This window comes from Roseicyclus sediminis (genome assembly GCF_025515305.1).
Lineage (GTDB): Bacteria > Pseudomonadota > Alphaproteobacteria > Rhodobacterales > Rhodobacteraceae > Roseibacterium > Roseibacterium sediminis.
Map to the genome: position 1 here is coordinate 1 of NZ_JAOPHT010000004.1, position 17799 is coordinate 17799.

Consider the following 17799-nt stretch of genomic DNA (forward strand, 5'->3'; position numbering starts at 1 on the left):
GAACCGGCCGCCGCCGCCGCCCCGGCAGAGGCCAGTGGCGCCGCAGCGCCCCGAACGGGGACCGAGGGGACATGAGCGCCGAAGACCCCATCGAGGACAGCTCCGCCCCGCTGATCGAGCACCTGGCCGAGCTTCGGACCCGGCTGATCCGGTCGGTGCTGGCCTTCGTGATCGCCATGGTCGCCTGCTTCACCGTGGCCGAGCCGATCCTCAACTTCATCTCCCAGCCGCTCGCCGATGTCCTGCGCGCCCGTGGCGAGGATGCGCGCCTGATCTTCACCGCGCCGCAGGAGAAGTTCTTCGTCCTGATCCGGATCTCGATCGTGGCGGGCTTCGCGGTGTCCTTCCCGATCATCGCGCACCAGCTCTGGCGCTTCGTGGCACCCGGTCTCTACCGGTCCGAGAAATCGGCGATCCTGCCCTTTCTCGTCGCCTCGCCCTTGCTGTTCATGATGGGTGCGGCCTTCGCCCACTACGTCGTGACGCCGCTGGCGATGAACTTCTTCATCGGCTTCTCCGATGCGATCCCCGCGCTCGCCAACCTCGTGGCGGGTGACGGGACCTTCAGCAATCCCGATGCCGGCGCCAATGAGCTGCAGACGGTCTTCCTCGGGTCGATCCGGGAATCGCTCGATCTCGCGCTCAAGTTCATCTTCGCCTTCGGGCTCTGCTTCCAGCTTCCTGTCCTGCTGACGCTGCTCGGCAAGGCGGGGCTGGTTTCGGCCGAGGGGCTGGGGAACGTGCGCAAATACGCGGTCGTCGGCATTCTCGTGCTCGCCGCGCTCGTGACGCCGCCCGACGTCATCACGCAGATCATCCTCTTCACGGTCGTCTACGCGCTCTACGAGGTGTCGATCCAGCTTGTGCGCATGGTCGAACGCAGCCGCAACCGCCGCCTGCGCGAAGAAGGCATCCTCGAAGAGGGCGAGGAGTTCTGAGCCAGCCCATGACCGAGGACGCGCTGACCCGCATCGCCGAGGCGCTGGAGCGCCTGCGCCCGCCGCCCGCCCGCACGCCCGAATGGGCGGACGCGGAGGCCTTCGTCTGGCACGCGGACCCCGACCGGCTGGACCCCGTGCCCCGGGTGAACCGGGTAGAGCTGCCGCTGCTTCTGGGGATCGACCGGTCGCGCGACACGCTGCTGCAGAACACCCGCCAGTTCGCCGCCGGCCTGCCCGCGAACAACGCGCTTCTCTGGGGCGCGCGCGGGATGGGAAAATCCTCGCTCGTGAAGGCCGTGCACGCGGCGGTCGCCGCCGAGACGCCCGGCCTCGTGCTGGTGGAAATGCAGCGCGAGGATCTGCCGTCGATCGCGCGGCTGCTGACGCTCCTGCGCGCCGCACCGGCGCGGGTGATCCTTTTCTGCGACGATCTCTCGTTCAGCCACGACGACCAGCACTACAAGTCGCTGAAGGCCGTTCTTGACGGCGGCGTGGAGGGGCGGCCCGAGAACGTGGTGTTCTACGCAACCTCGAACCGGCGCCACCTGATGCCGCGCGACATGATCGAGAACGAGCGTTCCTCGGCGATCAATCCCTCGGAGGCGGTGGAGGAAAAGGTCTCGCTTTCGGATCGGTTCGGCCTCTGGCTGGGGTTCCACCCCTGCAGCCAGGACGAATACCTCGACATGATCCGGGGCTATTGCGAGGCCTACGGGGTGGACGTGGACGACGAGACGATGCGCGCCGAGGCGATCGAATGGCAGGCGACACGGGGCGCCCGTTCGGGGCGCGTGGCCTGGCAGTTCTTCACCGATCTGGCCGGCCGGCACGGGGTGCGGATCTAGCGGAATCGCGCAGCCCCTCCGGGGCCGCATTCCCCTTGCCTCGCCTTCGGCTCGGCTATTGAAGCATCCCCTGGACCCGCGCGATCAGCGCGGCATCGTCCGAGGCTGTCTCAACGGGGGGCAGGGGGGCTGCTCCGGCCCGAGGGGGCGGCGTCGGTGACGCCTGGGTTTCGATCTCCTCCGGCACGGAAGGTGCCACGGCCGGTGCCGCCGGCTCCGGCGTCTGCCCGATCTCGCCCGCAGCGATGCGTGCCTCCACGGCCTCCATCACCTTCAGCGCACGGCGGTCCATGACCCGGTGCCAGACCGGCGGGATCGTCGCCAGCATCGCCATGACGGGCAGCGACCAGGGCAGGATGGGGCCCTCGGCGCGCGCCGTCAGCCGGTCGTAGGGCCGGTCCGGATGCAGGTGATGCTCGGAATGGGCGGGCGCGTTCATCATGAGGTAGCTGGAAAACCCGCGCGGCGCGTTCCAGCTGTGGTGCGGGCCGACCGGCTCGCGGCGCCCGGACGGAAGTTCCAGCCGCTGCAGGCCGTAGTGCTGGACATAGTCGGACATGAGGATCTGCCCGCCGGACAGAACCACGAGACCAAGATATGCCAGCAGACCCACGGGCCCCGCGATCAGCGCGGCGAGGATCAGGGCGAGGACCGTCCCGCCGACCCAGGCCCAGTACGGGTTGCGCCAGTGTCGCGGCGGGAGGCCCCGCGCCTCCAGCCGATCCTCCTCGCAGTCTAGGCCGGCGTGGAAGCCTTCGCGCCAGGCGCGGGGCAGGTAGCCCCAGAAGCTCTCGCCGGGCAGGGGCGTGTTGGGGTCGTCCGGTGTCCCGACATGGCGGTGGTGGACGAGGCGGTGGGCCGAGACATGGTGACCGAACCCCACCGAGACGTAGACCGCGGCTCCAAGTCGCCGGAGCCAGGGCTCGCGCCGGTGGATGAGTTCGTGCGCGTTGGGGTGGCTGACCTGGCCCATGAAGGAGGCCGTCGCGAAGAAGAGGGCGATCTTCTGCCCGATGCCGAGACCGGGCGCGGCCAGCGCGACGAGAACCAGCGGCAAAAGCAGAAGGTGCCCGGCCGCGAGCGTGACGGACAGGCGGTTCGGCCAGGGCGCATGATCGGCATCGTCCGGCGCGGGCGGGGCCAGCAGCCCGTCGAGCAGCGCCGCCACCAGCGTCAGCCAGACCAGCGCCATCACGGCGAAACCGCCCCAGGCCGTCGCCCCCAGCAACAGGAGCGCAAGCGGCGTCAGCGTCACGATGGCATAGCGGGCGATCAAGGGCATTCGCGCGGGCTCCCTTCAAGGCGAGAGGATAGCTGCACCGGCAATCCGGCGAAAGCGTGGCGGCAACCGTTTGATCGACGGGCGAATGCCTGCACTTCCATCGCCGGGCGCGGCGTATTAGGTCAGGTCCATCCGAGATCGAAAGGGTCCTCCGCGCATGTCCTTCTTCCGCAAGCTCAAGGATCGCATGTTCAGGTCCTCCTCGAAACTCGACGAGGGGCTCGACGCGATCATCGAGGAAGGCGCTGTCGAGGAGGGAGATGCGCCCGAAGCGCCGCCCGTGGCCCAGCCTGCGATGCCGCCGGAGAGGACCGAGGACAGCGCCCCAGCCGCCGAGACCCCGACCGCGTCGGAGGAGCCTCCCGCATCCGCCGCGCCGCCGCCGCCCGCCGAGCCTGCGCCGCCGGCACCGTCCCGGACCGAGCCAGGCGTCGAGGCCGAACCCGCCCCGCAGCCGGAGCCCGAGCCGACCGCCGCCGATGCAAGACCCCCGCTCGCCGCGCCCGACCTCGTGCCCGAGGACCTGCGCCTGGAGCCACAGGAAGCGCCCGCCGCGGAAACCCCGCGTCCGGGTCTCCTCGGCCGCCTGATGGGGCGAAGCGCCCCCGCCGCGCCGCGCCGGGCGCTCGACGACGATATGCTGGAGCAGCTCGAGGAGTTGCTCATCGCCGCCGACATGGGCGTTGAGACGGCCATGCGCGTCACCGCGAACATGGCCGAAGGCCGTTATGGCCGCCTGATGAGCGCGCGCGACATCAAGGAGCTTCTCGCCCGCGAGGTCGCCCGCGTGATGGAGCCGGTGGCCCGGCCCATGCCGCTCTACCCCAAGAAACCGCAGGTCGTGCTGGTCGTGGGCGTGAACGGCTCGGGCAAGACCACCACCATCGGTAAGCTCGCCAGCCAGTTCCGCGCCGCGGGCAAGACGGTCGTGATCGCCGCGGGCGACACCTTCCGTGCCGCCGCCGTCGAGCAGCTCCAGGTGTGGGGCGAGCGCGCGGGCGTGCCCGTCCTGACCGCGCCCGAAGGTTCGGACCCCGCCGCGCTCGCCTTCGACGCGATGGGCAAGGCCGAGGCGGACGGCGCCGACCTGCTGATGATCGACACCGCCGGGCGGCTGCAGAACCGGGCCGACCTGATGGAGGAACTGGCCAAGATCGTGCGCGTGATCCGCAAGAAGGACCCCGACGCGCCGCACAACACGCTCCTCGTGCTTGACGCCACGACGGGTCAGAACGCGCTGAGCCAGGTCAAGACCTTCCAGGAGATGGCAGATGTCACGGGCCTCGTGATGACAAAGCTCGACGGCACGGCGAAGGGCGGCGTGCTCGTGGCGCTCGCCGACCGCTTCGGCCTGCCGATCCATGCCATCGGCGTGGGCGAGCAGATCGACGACCTCGCCCCCTTCGACCCCGAGGAATTCGCCGCCGCGCTGGTGGGCCTCGAGGACTGAGGCGGCGCGGGCGGGGTAGACGCTATTGGGTGACTGGATCGTCTCCATCGAGGGGACCGAGGCTGGCGCGCGCCTGGCGCTCGTCCTCGCGCTTCTCGCGGCCGTGCTTCACGCGGTCTTCGGCGCGTTGCAGAAGGGGCGGCATGACCCGCTGCTTGCGCGCGGCGTGATCGACGCGTCCTATGGCCTTATGGCCGCTCCCTTCGCCCTGTTCGTGGTGCCCTGGCCCGAGCCGCACATGTGGCCCATCTTCGCCGGCGCCTTCGTGATCCATGCGTTCTACAAGTGGACGACGCTGGCCGCCTATCGGCGCGGCGCCTACACCGTGGTCTATCCCGTGATGCGCGGGACGGGACCGCTTTTCACCGTGATCGGCGCCTGGCTCGTCTTCGGCGAGACCTTCGCCGGCGTCCAATGGCTGGGGGTCGCGGTTCTGCTCGCGGGGCTCTATGGCCTTGCACTCTACAACATGGCGCGCATCACGGTCGCGCGAGAGACGCTGGTGCCCGCCTTGTGGTTCGCGGTACTGACGGGCCTCTTCGTGGCGCTCTACACGACCTACGACGCCTACGGCATCCGGGCCACCGCCGACCCGTTCACGTTCCTCGCATGGTTCTTCTTCATCGACGGGATGCTCTACCCGTTCCTCGCCTGGGCTTTCTGGCGGCGCCTGCCGGAGAAGCCGCCATTGGGGCCGCTGGCCCTGCGTGGCGTCTTCGGTGGCCTCGTGGCCTTCGCCTCCTTCGGCTCGGTCATGCTGGCCACCCGTCTCGACCAGGTGGGCGAGGCCGCCGTCCTGCGCGAGACCTCGACGGTTTTCGCCGCCGGCATCGGCTGGTTGTTCCTGAAGGAGAGCATCGGACCGGTCCGCCTCGTGCTCATGGGGTTGATCGCGGCGGGTGCGGTGATAGTTGAGGCAGGGGGATAAGGGGTCCACATGTCCGACAAACCGCTCAATCCGTGGCTGAAGACCGGGCTCGAACTCGGACCGCCGATCCTGTTCTTCATCGCCTACATGCGGCTGCAGGACACGACGCTGACGATCGGGGGGACCGAATACGACGGCTTCATCATCGTCACGGCCGCTTTCGTGCCGATCCTGCTGGCCTCCATCGCCGTGCTGTGGAAGCTCACCGGCCAGATCAGCCGCATCCAGGTCTTCACCGCCATCATGGTCGTCGTCTTCGGCGGCCTGACCGTCTGGCTGAACGACGAGCGCTTCTTCAAGATGAAGACGACGCTGGTCTACGGCTTCTTCGCGGTCATGCTCGGGATCGGGCTCTTGCGCGGACAATCGTGGCTGAAGTTCCTGATGGGAGAGCTTCTGCCGATGCGCCACGAGGGGTGGATGATCCTGACCAGGCGGATCGCCGGGGCCTTCGCGTTCATGGCCACCGCCAACGAGGTCGTCTGGCGCACGCAATCGACGGAGTTCTGGGTGACCTTCGAGACCTTCGGGCTGCCCGCCTTCCTCTTCGCCGTCTTCATGAGCCAGGCCAAGCTGATCGAGCGCTACGCCCTCACTTCGGGCGACGGGGGGCAGGACGGCCCGGGGACGACCTAGACGCGCCCCTTGCCGCCGGTTTCCCGCCGGTCTTCTGGCCCGGTTTCTGGCTCGGTTTCTGGCCTTGCCTCGACCCCGGTGCCCGCGCTCCGGCGTGGCCCTCCACAAGCTCGGGCATCCCCAACTGGTCGGCCATGACGCGGGGGCGGACCTCCTCCACCTCGCCGGCCTTCAGCTCGCCCAGCCGGAAAGGCCCGTAGGAAACGCGCAGAAGCCGGCTCACCTCGAAGCCAAGCTCGCCGAGCGCGCGGCGGATCTCGCGGTTCTTGCCCTCGCGCAATCCGATCGTCAGCCAGGCATTCGCCCCCTGCTGGCGGTCCATCGTCACCTGCATCGGCTGGTAGCGCACGCCCTCGACCTCGATCCCCCGCCGCAGCGGTTCGAGAGCGGCATCGTCCGGCGTGCCCTTGATCCGCACCCGGTACTTGCGCAGCCAGCCTGTGCTGGGCAGTTCCAGCCGCCGCTTGATCTCCCCGTCATTGGTCAGGAGGAGGAGACCCTCGGACGTGAGGTCGAGGCGACCGATGCTCATCACCCGCGGCATCCCTTCGGGCAGCGCGTCGAACACCGTCTTGCGCCCCTTCTCGTCGGAGGTCGTCGTCACCAGCCCCGCGGGCTTGTGGTAGAGCCACAGGCGCGGACGGTCGGGTGCGGCGAGCGCCTTGCCGTCGACGGTGACCTTGTCCGAGGCCGTCACGTTCAGCGCGGGACTTGCGATCACCTTGCCGTTCACCGTGACGCGGCCCGCCTCGATCATGCGCTCCGCCTCCCGGCGCGAGGCGATCCCGGCGCGGCTCAGAACCTTGGCGATGCGGTCTCCGTCGGTCATGGGCCTGCCCTAGCGGTTTGACAGCGCCGGGAAAAGCGGCAAGTGGAGGCGCATGAGCGGATTTGTGAGCTTCATGGACGCAGCGCTTGCCGAGGCGCGGGCCGCCGCATCCCGCGGCGAGGTTCCGGTCGGCGCGGTCGTGGTGAAGGACGGCACGGTGATCGCACGCGCCGGCAACCGGATGCGCGAGCTGACCGATCCGACGGCGCATGCCGAAATGCTGGCGATCCGCGCGGCCTGCGCGGCGCTTGGCACGGAACGGCTGACGGGCTGCGATCTCTGGGTCACGTTGGAGCCCTGCCCGGCCTGCGCGGGGGCCATAGCCGCGGCGCGCCTCTCGCGGCTCTATTACGGTGCGGGTGATCCGAAGTCGGGCGGTGTCGCCCACGGGCCCCGCGTCTTCGACCACCCTCAGGCCCATTGGTCCCCGGAGGTCTATGGCGGGATCGGGGAGGAGGCTTCGGCGTCCCTCATGCGAGACTTCTTTTCGGGGCGGCGGGGGTAGCGCGCGTCCGGGGGCCCCCTCCGGGGACCGCCCGGCCACGCGCTTCGGGGGCTCTGCCCCCGGCGCCGCGTGGCGGCGCTCCCCCGGAGTTTCTGGCCAGGATGAAGGAGAGCGTAGGGTTTTCTTAACCACGATCTGCGAGTCTGTTTCTGCGCCGGAAGCTGGAGAGCGATCCGGCGTCCAGGGTGAAGCCCCCTGCTGCGGTTGCGGTCCGCGACGAGGATACGGCCGCAGCGGGGGGTGAGCCCCGCGTTGCGTTCATCCTGGCCGAAAACTCCCGCCGGAGGAATGTCTGAGCCCGCGCCTCCAGGCGCTGGCGAGGTAAACGGAACACGCCGCAGGCGTTCGCCTGAAACAGATATGCGCGGAGGGCCTGTAAGCCGGATTCTGTCCAAGGGGTTTCCCCCTCTGGATGGCCATTCCTCTGGACGTCCCGTTGCCGGGCGCCTCGAGCTGCCAACCCGGACCGCAGGGGTGAAGCGCCCCATAGCGCGGTCCCTATTCGGCATTGCTCCCGGTGGGGCTTGCCGTGCCGCTCCTGTTGCCAGTCGCGCGGTGGGCTCTTACCCCACCGTTTCACCGTCGCCCTGCATGCAGGGCGGTCTCTTCTCTGTGGCGCTTTCCGTCGGATCGCTCCGCCCGGGCGTTACCCGGCACCGTTGCTTCAGGGAGTCCGGACTTTCCTCGGACCTTTCGGCCCGCGGCCATCCGGCCCTCCGCGCCACCGCGACATAGGGTCTGCGGGGTGCCGCGTCAATCGCGGAGCAGAGCCGCAGCGAGCGCGCAGTCGATGCCGTCCAGGGGGCCCTTCGCACCGGGGCGGAAGCGCAGGCGGAACGTCTCGAGGAGAAGTGCATCCTCCACCTCGGGGTAGCCGAAGGCCCGCGCATGGCGCCGGAAGGCATCGGCGTCGGGACAGGTGGGGGCTTCGCATTCCGGCCAGACCGCCATCCCCTGCCGCGCGAGGCGCAACCAGTCGAAGCGGGGGCCCGGATCGCGCTTGCGTCCCGGCGCCATGTCGGAATGGGCGATGACGCCGGAGGGCGGGATCGACCAGCGCGCGAGAATGCCGGCGAGGAGTCCTTCCAGCGCGTCCATGAGAGCTGCCGCGAATGGTGAGGCCCCGTCATTGTCGAGCTCGATCCCGATCGAGCGCGAGTTCACGTCGCCCCGGCCGCGCCATTGCCCGGCCCCCGCGTGCCAGGCGCGCAACTCTTCATCGACGAGTTGGACCACTTGTCCGTCGCGGGCGATCAGCCAATGGGCCGAGACCTCGCGCGCCGGATCGCACAGCGCCCGTTTTGCCGAAGCGGCGTCGGGCATGGCCGTGTAGTGCAGGACCACGAGTTCGGGCCGCAGTCCATCCCTGCGCGGCCCGTGGTTGGGCGAGAGGTTCACCCGTCGGTGGCCGGGAAGCCGCCGGGCGCCTGGCCGGGTGGAAAGTCCAGCGGATCGGGGATCGCCGCGGCCCGCGCCTGGGCCCGGTAGCGCTCGGGGTCCCAGTTGCAGGCAAAACCGTCTCCATCAGGGTCGAGGCCCGCGCGGTCGCGCTCGGGGCCTTCGTTCTCGAGGAACCAGTCCTGCGCGAGGTCTGTCGTCCGGAAGTCGCCGCAGCGAACCTCGGGCCGGCCGAGGCGCAGGTTGAACCGGGGATAGACGCGTTGTCCGACCGGGTGCGACGTGGACAGGGCGAAGGCCACCACGTTGGCACCGAGCACCACCATTCCCTCGGGCAGGGGCGGCGCGACGAAATCGTCGCCGCTCGCGGCGATGGCGGGTTGCGCGGGGCCGGTGGGGGGCACGCGCTCGGCCTCGGCGATGGCCGCTGCCGCGATGCTCGCCACATCCGTGGGTCCCGTCGCCTGCGCCGGACCGGGTCCGCGTGCGACGGCTCCGGGAAGGGGCGGTGCCAACGGGTCGGCGGTGACATCCGCCGGAGGCAGGACCGTCTGCGGCGTCGCGTTGCGCAGTGCGGCGCGGCGCGCCTGGTATTGCTGGTAGTCCTGGAAGCCCACGCCTTCGGAGACGTCGTTGGGAGAGGACGTCGTCCCGCAAGCGGCCAGTACCAGAAGTGTAGTGGCGCAACCAAGAAGGCGCACCCGGCCCGTCCAGTTCATCGCTCGGCCCCGTTTTCGTTTGTTGACGGACCTTCTACCACCATTTCCCGGGCTTCGCCACAAAGCCTGCAGCCTGTTCCAGCGCATAGGCGGTGTTCAGCAGATCGCCCTCTTCCCAGGGCCGCCCGATGAGCTGCAGCCCGAGCGGCAGGCCGCGTCCATCGAGGCCGGTGGGAACCGCGACGCCAGGCAGGCCGGCGAGGTTCACCGTCACCGTGAAGACGTCGTTGAGATACATCTCCACGGGGTCGGTGTGTTCCTTGCCCAGCTCGAAGGCGGCCGAGGGCGTGGCGGGCGTCAGGATCCCGTCGATCCCGGCGGCGAAGACCTCGTCGAAGTCGCGTTTGATCAGCGCCCGGACCTTTCGCGCGCGGTTGTAGTAGGCGTCGTAGAAACCGGCGGACAGGACATAGGTCCCGATCATCACGCGGCGTTTCACCTCGGCGCCGAAGCCCTCGGCGCGGGTCTTCTCGTACATCTCGGTCACGCCATCGCCCTGTTCGAGCTTCGCGCGGTAGCCGAAACGCACCCCGTCGTAGCGCGCGAGGTTCGACGACGCCTCGGCGGGCGCGATCACGTAGTAGGCGGGCAGCGCGTATTTCGTGTGCGGCAGCGAGATGTCGCGCAATTCCGCGCCCGCGTCCTTCAGCATCGCGGCGCCGTCGGTCCAGAGCTTCTCGATCTCGGCCGGCATGCCGTCCATGCGGTATTCGCGCGGGATGCCGATGACCTTGCCGCGAATGTCGCCGGTCAGCATCGCCTCGAAGTCGGGGACGGCGAGGTCGGCCGAAGTCGAGTCCTTCGGGTCGTGCCCCATCATCGCGGCGCCCATTATCGCAGCGTCACGCACGGTCTTCGTCATCGGCCCCGCCTGGTCGAGCGAGGAGGCGAAGGCGACGATGCCCCAGCGCGAGCAGCGGCCATAGGTGGGCTTCAGGCCCACGGTTCCGGTGAAGGCGGCGGGCTGGCGGATCGAGCCGCCGGTGTCGGTGCCGGTCGCGGCGAGGCAGAGGTCGGCCGCCACCGCCGAGGCCGAGCCCCCCGAGGAGCCGCCGGGGGTGAGCGCCGCGTCCGATCCTTCCGCGCGCCACGGGTTCACGGCGGGTCCGTAGACGCTGGTCTCGTTGGAGCTTCCCATGGCGAATTCGTCCATGTTGAGCTTGCCCAGCATCACCGCGCCCGCATCGCGAAGCTGGCCCGAGACGGTCGATTCGTATTCCGGGCGGAAACCTTCGAGAATGCGCGAGGCGGCCTGGCTCGGCACGCCCTCGGTGCAGAAGAGGTCCTTGATGCCCACGGGGATGCCGCACATCGCGGGCGCGTTTCCGTCCTTCAGACGGGCATCGGCGGCGCGCGCGCGCTCCATCGCAAGGTCGGGGGTGTGGTGCACGAAGGCGCCGAGCGCGCCGGCGCCCGCGATGGCCGACAGGCAGGCCTCGGTCAGCTCGACGCTCGTCACATCGCCCTTGCGCAGCGCGTCGCGCGCCTCGGCGATGGTCATCCGGTTCAGTTCGCTCATCTCATCGGCCTTTCAGGGCTACGCCCGCACGCACGTCACTCGACCACCTTCGGCACCGCGAAGAAGCCCTCGCGCGCGTCAGGCGCGTTCGCCAGAACCTTCGCCTGCTGATTTCCGTCCGTCACCACGTCCTCTCGCCGCTTCAGCCGCATGGGTGTGACGCTGGTCATCGGCTCGACGTCGTCGACGTCGAGCTCGTTCAGCTGCTCGATGAAGCCGAGGATGGCGTTGAAGTCCTGCGCGAGGGCCGCGAGGTCCTCTTCCTCGACGCGGATCCGCGCGAGCTTGGCCACCTTGGCCGCGGTGGTGATGTCGATGGACATGGGCGCTCTCCGTCGCTGGCCGGCCGTTCCGATCCCGGCGCGGTTTAGCCCTGTGGCGGTGTGGCTGCAAGCGGCTCGGACGTGCAGGCGCGCCGGTAGGTCTCGATCATCCAGAACAGCATCGCCGCGTTGAGGATATGCCACAGGAAGTGCGTGCCGAGCGGTAGGGCCGCGCAGGCCGCCATGTCTGCGGACCGCGCCACCAGCGACAGGCCCAGGAGGGCTGCGCCGATCAGAAGCCCGCGTGCGAAGGCCGGGCGACGCCGCAGGAGCGCGGCGCCGTAGAGCGCGATGAGGAGCGCGATGGGCCAGTAGCCGGCCGAGACAGCGAAGCCTGGCAGACGGGCAAAGCCCGCGCCGGCGAGCGCCGCATAGGGAAAGAAGGCCGCGACCCCGGCAAGTGCCGCAACCCGGCCACAGCCCAGCACGTGGCGGTTCACGGCGTAGAGATAGACAAGCACGAAGGCCGCGATCGATACGACGTCGAGCAGTGCCGTGAGGCCGTTCGCGAAGGTGTGGAACAGGCCCGAGCCGATCCCGATCGAGCCGAGGATGAGAGCGAGCGCCGGGACCAGGGGCGGGGCGGGTCGGCCCATGCGGACCCACGCGAGTGCCGCCGCGACAAGGAAGGCGAGGTTCGTCGCGGCGTTCACCGGCTCCGCCCAGAGGCCCGGTCCGAGCCGTTCGCAATAGGCGTCCAGCGGGTCGAAAAACGTCCTGTCCATGCCTTATTTCGGTCCCCTTTGCCCGACAAATCTGCCCTCAGAGCATTGATTAACCAGAATGCAAGGAAGTGACATGGAACGTTCGATCAAGATTTGGCTCTCGATCATTTTCCCGGGGCTCCTCGGTTTCGTGGCGTCCTGCCTCGTGATTCTCCCGCAACTGACCATGCGCGGCCTTGGCGCCCCCTGGGACGTGGTCGCGGGCGTGTTCTTCGCCGGTCTTTTCTCGGTGTTGTTCTCGCGGCTGCTGTCTCGCCACCTCGACGACGACATCGCGGAAGAGCCGAAGGCGGCCACGTCCAAGAACTCCCCCTTCGCCGTCCCGGCGGAGTAACGTCGCCACCCATCGCCGCCCGCGCTTCGCCCTTTGCGTTGCGCGGACGGCCTGCGGTATGCTCCGTCCCGTCATGACAGGGAAGGGGACACTGCGATGAAATACACCTGGCTCGGCCATGCCGGCATCCGGCTCGAGATCGCGGGCGAGGTCCTGCTGATCGACCCATGGATCGAGGGCAACCCGATGTTCCCGGCGGACCGCCGCGATGCGGTCCTCGGCGGCGCCACGGCGATCCTCGTCACCCACGGACATTTCGACCATATCAGCGGCGTGCCCGAGCTGGCGCGCGAGCTTGGCGTGCCGATCTACGGCATCGCCGATCTGATGGGCTGGTGGGGTGCCTCCGAGCAGGGCGTCGAGACCGTCGGTTTCAACAAGGGCGGCACGGTCCGGATCGGCGACGTCGCCGTGACCATGGTGAACGCCACCCATTCCTCCTCGGTCATGACGGAGGCCGGCCCGGTCTATACCGGCGCTGAAGCCGGATTCATGATCGCGGGCGAGGGGCGGACGGTCTACGTGTCCGGCGACACGGACGTGATGGCCGACATGGGCGTCTGGCAGGACCTGCATGCGCCCGAAATCGGCATCCTCTGCGCCGGCGGCCATTTCACCATGGACATGGCCCGCGCTGCCTACGCGGCCTCGAAGCTCTTCCGCTTCTCGACGGTGATCCCGGTCCACTACAAGACCTTCCCGCTTCTGGAGCAGTCTGCCGACCCGCTCAGGGCGGCCCTGCCGGGGGTGCGCGTCCTCGATCCCGCGCCGGGCGAAACGGTCGAGCTCTGAACCCGCCCAGGGTCTTGCAAGACCCTGGGCAGAGCCTTGCAAGGCTCTCGCGAGATCCTTCGAAGGATCTCGCGCCGCCGCCTCAGAGCCCGCGCGCCATCTCCACCGCGGGAAAGCCGATGCCGGGGCGGAGCATGACCTCGATCTCCGCGCGTTCCTCGAAGCCCATCGCCCGGTAGAACGGCACCGCCGTACGCGTGGATTGCGCCATCATCCAGGTGATGCCCGCCGCCCGCGCCTCGGAAAAGCAGCGCTCGAGTATCGCGCCGGCCAGGCCCCTCCGCGTGGCCGAGGGGTGGGTGACGACGTGCCGGACATGACCCAGATCGCGCGGGCCGACGCCTCCCTGCGGTCCCGAATGGCTCCAGCCGCCGGCGGCCAGCACGCGGTCGTCGCCGTCCTCGGCCATGTAGTAGCTGCCCGAGCGCAGGAGCGCAGGGTTCGCCCGTGCGATCAGCGGCAGGGCCGTCACCAGCACCGAGGGCGGGTAGTCCGCCTTCAGGAGTTTCGGGTAGCTCTCGCGGAGCAGTGCATCGACCTGGGGCAGGTCGCGCGACGTGGTGGGACGGATCGTGATCTGGGACGTCATTTTGGGGCCCTCCGGCGCCTCGGAAACGAAAAAGGCCGCGCAATCTCTTGCGCGGCCTCGCCAGTCGGAATGTGAAAAGCAGATTACTTGATCTTGCCTTCCTTGTATTCGACGTGCTTGCGCGCGACCGGATCGTACTTTCGTACGGTCATCTTCTCGGTCATCGTGCGGGCGTTCTTCTTGGTGACGTAGAAATGCCCGGTCCCCGCGGTCGAGTTCAGGCGGATCTTGATGGTGGTCGGCTTTGCCATGTCCGGGCTCCTGCGAATTTCGGGGCGTGCGGACGTCCTGCGTCGCGCGCTTCAATTCCTTGAGACTGCGCCTTCTACCCGACCGATGCCCCGAGTCAACCGTCAAAACGCGCCCTCATGGAAGTCCGGCCGCGTAACTCCACGCCAGCCCCGCAAGCGCCATGAGCGGCAGCACGAGGAGGAGGTCGAGGCGCCGCCAGAAGATCAGGCCACCGGCGAGGATCGTGAGCAGGAGGGCGCCCGGATCGACGGTCGCGGGGACGGGCAGCCACAGGCCGGCCTCTCCCATGCGCACGACCTCCCCGAAAAGGACATGGAGCGCGAACCAGAGCGACAGGTTGGCGATGACGCCCACGACCGCCGCCGTGATCGCGTCGAGCGCGCCCTGCAGGCGCGGGCGCGTCGCGATCCACTCGACGTAAGGGGCGCCCGCGAAGATCCAGAGAAAGCAGGGGGCGAAGGTGACCCAGAGAGTGACGGCAGCGGCGGCGAGGCCCAGCCAGAAGCCGCCTGCCTGCGCGCCTGCGAGAAAGCCCACGAACTCGGTGACGAGGATGAGAGGACCGGGTGTCGTCTCGGCAAGCCCGAGGGCGTCCATCATCTGCGCCGTGGTGAGCCAGCCGAAGTCCTGCACGACCTCCTGCACCATCCAGGCGAGGACGGCGTAGGCCCCCCCGAAGGTGACCACCGCGAGCTTGGAAAAGAACAGGCCGACCTCTGCCAGCAGCCCGCCGGGGGCCGCGAGCCAGAGCGCGGCCAGCGGCAGGAGCCAGATCGCCCCCCAGAGAGCCACGGTGCGGGCCGTGTCCCTCGTGGCGACGCGGGGGGCGGGGGCGATGTCGGCCGCGCCCCCCGCCGCGGCCACGGCTCCGACGAGGGCGGCGGCAAGCACGATCAGCGGGAAGGGAAGGCCGAAGACGAAAAGCCCGAGGAAGGCCCCGGCGGCAAGTGCCCAGGCCAGCGGCCTGTTGAGCGCCCTGCGGCTGACCCGGAGGAGCGCCTGCGCCACGATCACGATGACGGTCGCCTTGATGCCCAGAAAGAGCGCCTGCGCCAGCGGCACGCTGCCATAGGCGGCATAGAGGGAGGCGAGGGCGAGGATCACCAGCGCGCCCGGGATCACGAAGAGCAGCCCGCCGATCAATCCGCCCTTGACGCCGGCGACGCGCCATCCGGCATAGGTGGCCAGCTGCATCGCCTCCGGGCCGGGCAGGAGCATGCAGAACGACAGTGCCTGCAGGAACTGTTTCTCCGTCAGCCAGGGCCGCGCTTCAACGAGTTCCCGGTGCATGAGCGCGATCTGCGCCGCAGGTCCTCCGAAGGACAGAAGGCCGATGCGACCGAAGACGCGGAACACCTCGCCCGTCTCGGGCGCGGCCCGGGGGCCCGTGGCTGCGTCGGTGTCGGTCATGGGGTGTCATGCCTCCGGTATCTGCCGCTCTATGGCGCAGGGACCGGCGCTGCGCACGTGAAGACTGCATGACAGCGCGGCGGCGCATCCCCAAAAGAAAAGGGCCGGGATGATCCCGGCCCTCTCCTACAATGCCACTCGGTCTGGCGGCGTTATTCCTGTTGCCCCATGAACATCAGCAGGAACTGGAACAGGTTCAGGAAGCTGATGTAGAGGCTGAGCGCGCCGTCGATGGCGGCCTTCTCCAGCCATTCCTGGTCGCCATGTGCGGCGTGGGCCACGTAGGTCGACTTGATCTCCTGCGTGTAGAAGGCCGTCAGGCCCGCGAAGATCAGGATGCCGATCGCGGAGATCGCGAACATCATCGCCGGCGACTGCAGGAAGATGTTGATCACCATCGCCACGAGCAGGCCGATCACGCCCATGATGAGGAACGTGCCCATGCCGCTGAGGTTGCGCTTCGTGGTGTAGCCCCAGAGGCTGAGGGCCGCGAAGGCGATGGCGGTCACGAGGAAGGTCTGCACGATCGAGTAGGACGTGAAGACGAGGAAGATCGAGCTCATCGACACGCCCATGACGGCGGCGAACGCGAAGAAGCCGAAGCTGACCGCCGCGGCCGATCCGCGACGCATCAGGGCGCCCCAGCCGAACAGGATGAACGCGAGGGGCGCGAACATCACGACCCAGCGCAGCGGCGTGGCATAAAGCGCCTCGCCCAGCCCGGTCAGGTACTGGCCTTCGCGGAGCGCGATCGTCGCGCCGGTCGGATCGCTGGTGACGGCAAGGTTTGCGATCGCCCAGGCGGCGGCCGCCGTGATCAGCATGCCACCCGACATGGTGGCATAGACCTTGTTCATGTGGGCGCGCAGGCCCTCGTCGATCTGGGCCGTGACGGCGCCGGCGCGGGCCTGCATCGTCTGATAGTCAGCCATGGGATTCCTCCAGTGAAAACACGTCGGCTCGGACATCGCGGCGTTGGTGCCGCTGAGCCCGCCTCCCGCGGGATATTGGCAGGGATATCGGCATTTTCAAGAAAGACACGCCGGGGAGAGGTCTCCGGCGCGATAGTTTTTTACTATTGAAGCCCGCGACGGGGCACGTCTGGCCCTTCCAGCGGCGTCAGCTGCGCCAGAGTTCGGGCGCGTCCCAGATGGGGCGCCGGCTCTCGCGGAGCACTTGCGACTGCGTCAGGCCCAGGTCCTCGCGCAGATAGGCCGGAAGTTCGGCGAGGTTGCGGCGCTGGCGCCAGATGGCGAGCGCCGATGCGACACGGGCCGCAAGAGAAGTGGACGATGCGCGGCGGGTTTCGGCCGCTCTACGCACTGCGATGTAACCTGCCATGGCGTTTCCTTTCATTTTCTTGAACGCAACTCGGTACATGATTTCGATACTTGATATATGCTGCGCTGCAGCTCATGTTGAAAACGAATGCTTTTGATAAACTGAATCACGGAATCTGATATGCCGCGCAATCTCGATCTGACCGCCATCCGCGCCTTCGTGGCCGTCGTGGATGCCGGTGGCGTGACCAAGGCCTCGGGGTTTCTGAACCTCACGCAATCGGCCGTTTCCATGCAGCTCAAGCGGCTGGAAGAGATGCTGGGCGTCTCGCTTTTCGACCGGTCGACGCGGCGGCTGCTGCTGACCGGGGCGGGCGAGCAGATGCTGGGTTACGCGCGGCGCATGCTGGATCTCAACGACGAGGTGCTCGGCCGGCTGACCGCACCCGACTACACGGGGCAGATCACGCTCGGGGTGCCGCACGACATCGTCTATCCCGCCATCCCGCAGGTGTTGCAGCGCTTCGCCACGGATTTTCCGCGTATGCGCGTGCAGCTCGTCTCCTCGTACACTTCGCGCCTGAAGGAGCTTTTTGACCGGGGGGAGATCGACGTCATCCTGACGACCGAGGACGACGTCGACCACGGCGGCGAAACCCTGATCGAGCGGGGGCTCGTCTGGGTCGGTGCGGAGAACGGGCAGGTCTGGAAGCAGCGGCCCCTTCGGCTCGCCTTCGAACATGCCTGCATTTTCCGTCGTGGCGTCCAGGACGCGCTCGACCGGGCCGCGATCTCCTGGGAGATGGCGGTCGAAAGCGACTCGATCCGCACCGTGGAGGCCTCGGTCTCGGCCGATCTCGCGGTCCATTCCTGCATCGAGGGGACCGAACCGCCCTACGTGGAGCGTATCGCCCACAACGGCGCCTTGCCCGACCTGCCGCGGGTGAAGGTGAACCTCTATCGTGCGGAACTGGCGCGCGGCACGCCGATCGACGCGCTGACCGACGCGATCCGACATGCCTTTCGCAACATGTGAGGCGCA

Annotated in this window: 21 protein-coding genes and 1 other RNA gene; 9 read left to right on the forward strand and 13 right to left on the reverse strand. The window is 68.6% G+C overall.

Annotation, left to right across the window (positions count from 1 at the left end; genetic code table 11):
• Positions 1 to 71: 71 nt before the first annotated feature.
• Positions 72 to 938 carry a twin-arginine translocase subunit TatC gene (gene tatC, locus N8I71_RS07030; protein WP_262877250.1) on the forward strand — a complete coding sequence of 289 codons (867 nt, stop codon included), beginning with the start codon at positions 72 to 74 and terminating at the stop codon, positions 936 to 938.
• Positions 939 to 946: 8 nt separating this feature from the next.
• Positions 947 to 1786: an ATP-binding protein gene (locus tag N8I71_RS07035; RefSeq protein ID WP_262877251.1), complete on the forward strand. Its 840-nt coding sequence runs from the start codon at positions 947 to 949 to the stop codon at positions 1784 to 1786.
• A gap of 55 nt (positions 1787 to 1841) precedes the next feature.
• On the opposite strand, the gene N8I71_RS07040 is transcribed toward N8I71_RS07035, so the two are convergent.
• On the reverse strand, positions 1842 to 3068 hold the full coding sequence (locus N8I71_RS07040; protein WP_262877252.1) for an alkane 1-monooxygenase: 1227 nt from the start codon (positions 3066 to 3068) through the stop codon (positions 1842 to 1844).
• 157 nt (positions 3069 to 3225) lie between these two features.
• Here N8I71_RS07040 and ftsY point away from each other — a divergent pair, with 157 nt between their 5' ends.
• Genes ftsY through N8I71_RS07055 form a run of 3 tightly spaced genes read left to right on the forward strand, consistent with a single transcriptional unit; the run spans position 3226 to position 6082 of the window.
• Positions 3226 to 4518, forward strand: a complete 1293-nt coding sequence (ftsY, locus tag N8I71_RS07045; protein ID WP_262877253.1) for a signal recognition particle-docking protein FtsY — start codon at positions 3226 to 3228, stop codon at positions 4516 to 4518.
• A 25-nt stretch (positions 4519 to 4543) separates the two neighbouring features.
• On the forward strand, positions 4544 to 5446 hold the full coding sequence (locus N8I71_RS07050; RefSeq protein ID WP_262877254.1) for a DMT family transporter: 903 nt from the start codon (positions 4544 to 4546) through the stop codon (positions 5444 to 5446).
• A gap of 9 nt (positions 5447 to 5455) precedes the next feature.
• On the forward strand, positions 5456 to 6082 hold the full coding sequence (locus N8I71_RS07055) for an inner membrane-spanning protein YciB (protein WP_262877255.1): 627 nt from the start codon (positions 5456 to 5458) through the stop codon (positions 6080 to 6082).
• Here N8I71_RS07055 and N8I71_RS07060 read toward each other — a convergent pair.
• A complete protein-coding gene (locus tag N8I71_RS07060; protein WP_262877256.1) occupies positions 6039 to 6911 on the reverse strand; it encodes a pseudouridine synthase in 873 nt (290 codons plus the stop codon). The genes N8I71_RS07055 and N8I71_RS07060 overlap by 44 nt on opposite strands.
• A gap of 52 nt (positions 6912 to 6963) precedes the next feature.
• Between N8I71_RS07060 and N8I71_RS07065 the strand changes: the two genes are divergently transcribed.
• Positions 6964 to 7416, forward strand: a complete 453-nt coding sequence (locus tag N8I71_RS07065) for a nucleoside deaminase (RefSeq protein ID WP_262877257.1) — start codon at positions 6964 to 6966, stop codon at positions 7414 to 7416.
• A 360-nt stretch (positions 7417 to 7776) separates the two neighbouring features.
• Here the strand turns inward: N8I71_RS07065 and rnpB are convergent.
• The 6 genes from rnpB to N8I71_RS07095 form a co-directional block, all read right to left on the reverse strand.
• An RNA gene (gene rnpB / locus N8I71_RS07070) (RNase P RNA component class A) lies at positions 7777 to 8136 on the reverse strand.
• Between the two features lie 33 nt (positions 8137 to 8169).
• Positions 8170 to 8814: an N-acetylmuramoyl-L-alanine amidase gene (locus tag N8I71_RS07075; RefSeq protein ID WP_262877258.1), complete on the reverse strand. Its 645-nt coding sequence runs from the start codon at positions 8812 to 8814 to the stop codon at positions 8170 to 8172.
• Positions 8811 to 9533 (reverse strand): hypothetical protein, encoded by a 723-nt coding sequence (locus tag N8I71_RS07080; protein ID WP_262877259.1) that lies wholly within the window; start codon positions 9531 to 9533, stop codon positions 8811 to 8813. Before N8I71_RS07080 ends, N8I71_RS07075 begins: the two co-directional genes overlap by 4 nt.
• 34 nt (positions 9534 to 9567) lie before the next feature.
• Positions 9568 to 11052: an Asp-tRNA(Asn)/Glu-tRNA(Gln) amidotransferase subunit GatA gene (gatA, locus tag N8I71_RS07085; protein ID WP_262877260.1), complete on the reverse strand. Its 1485-nt coding sequence runs from the start codon at positions 11050 to 11052 to the stop codon at positions 9568 to 9570.
• A 35-nt stretch (positions 11053 to 11087) separates the two neighbouring features.
• Positions 11088 to 11375 (reverse strand): Asp-tRNA(Asn)/Glu-tRNA(Gln) amidotransferase subunit GatC, encoded by a 288-nt coding sequence (gatC, locus tag N8I71_RS07090; protein WP_262877261.1) that lies wholly within the window; start codon positions 11373 to 11375, stop codon positions 11088 to 11090.
• Positions 11376 to 11419: 44 nt separating this feature from the next.
• Entirely contained in the window at positions 11420 to 12100 is a 681-nt protein-coding gene (locus tag N8I71_RS07095) for a hypothetical protein (protein ID WP_262877262.1), read from the reverse strand.
• Positions 12101 to 12173: 73 nt separating this feature from the next.
• On the opposite strand from N8I71_RS07095, the gene N8I71_RS07100 reads away from it, so the two are divergent.
• Together N8I71_RS07100 and N8I71_RS07105 are read left to right on the forward strand one after the other, a co-directional pair.
• The gene (locus tag N8I71_RS07100; protein WP_262877263.1) at positions 12174 to 12434 is read left to right on the forward strand and encodes a hypothetical protein; all 261 of its coding nucleotides are present in this window, start codon (positions 12174 to 12176) and stop codon (positions 12432 to 12434) included.
• A gap of 96 nt (positions 12435 to 12530) precedes the next feature.
• Complete coding sequence (locus N8I71_RS07105; protein WP_262877264.1) at positions 12531 to 13226, forward strand: metal-dependent hydrolase; 696 nt, start codon at positions 12531 to 12533, stop codon at positions 13224 to 13226.
• Between the two features lie 82 nt (positions 13227 to 13308).
• Here the strand turns inward: N8I71_RS07105 and N8I71_RS07110 are convergent, their stop codons facing one another.
• From N8I71_RS07110 to N8I71_RS07130, 5 genes are all read right to left on the reverse strand, one after another.
• Positions 13309 to 13815 (reverse strand): GNAT family N-acetyltransferase, encoded by a 507-nt coding sequence (locus N8I71_RS07110; protein ID WP_262877265.1) that lies wholly within the window; start codon positions 13813 to 13815, stop codon positions 13309 to 13311.
• Between the two features lie 83 nt (positions 13816 to 13898).
• Positions 13899 to 14066 (reverse strand): 50S ribosomal protein L33, encoded by a 168-nt coding sequence (rpmG, locus tag N8I71_RS07115; RefSeq protein WP_005630270.1) that lies wholly within the window; start codon positions 14064 to 14066, stop codon positions 13899 to 13901.
• A 115-nt stretch (positions 14067 to 14181) separates the two neighbouring features.
• Positions 14182 to 15477 (reverse strand): chromate efflux transporter, encoded by a 1296-nt coding sequence (chrA, locus tag N8I71_RS07120; RefSeq protein WP_262877266.1) that lies wholly within the window; start codon positions 15475 to 15477, stop codon positions 14182 to 14184.
• A gap of 152 nt (positions 15478 to 15629) precedes the next feature.
• The gene (locus N8I71_RS07125) at positions 15630 to 16409 is read right to left on the reverse strand and encodes a Bax inhibitor-1/YccA family protein (RefSeq protein WP_262877267.1); all 780 of its coding nucleotides are present in this window, start codon (positions 16407 to 16409) and stop codon (positions 15630 to 15632) included.
• A gap of 187 nt (positions 16410 to 16596) precedes the next feature.
• Positions 16597 to 16818, reverse strand: a complete 222-nt coding sequence (locus N8I71_RS07130; RefSeq protein ID WP_262877268.1) for a DUF1127 domain-containing protein — start codon at positions 16816 to 16818, stop codon at positions 16597 to 16599.
• A gap of 120 nt (positions 16819 to 16938) precedes the next feature.
• Here N8I71_RS07130 and N8I71_RS07135 point away from each other — a divergent pair, with 120 nt between their 5' ends.
• Positions 16939 to 17793: a LysR family transcriptional regulator gene (locus N8I71_RS07135; protein WP_262877269.1), complete on the forward strand. Its 855-nt coding sequence runs from the start codon at positions 16939 to 16941 to the stop codon at positions 17791 to 17793.
• Positions 17794 to 17799 lie beyond the last annotated feature (6 nt).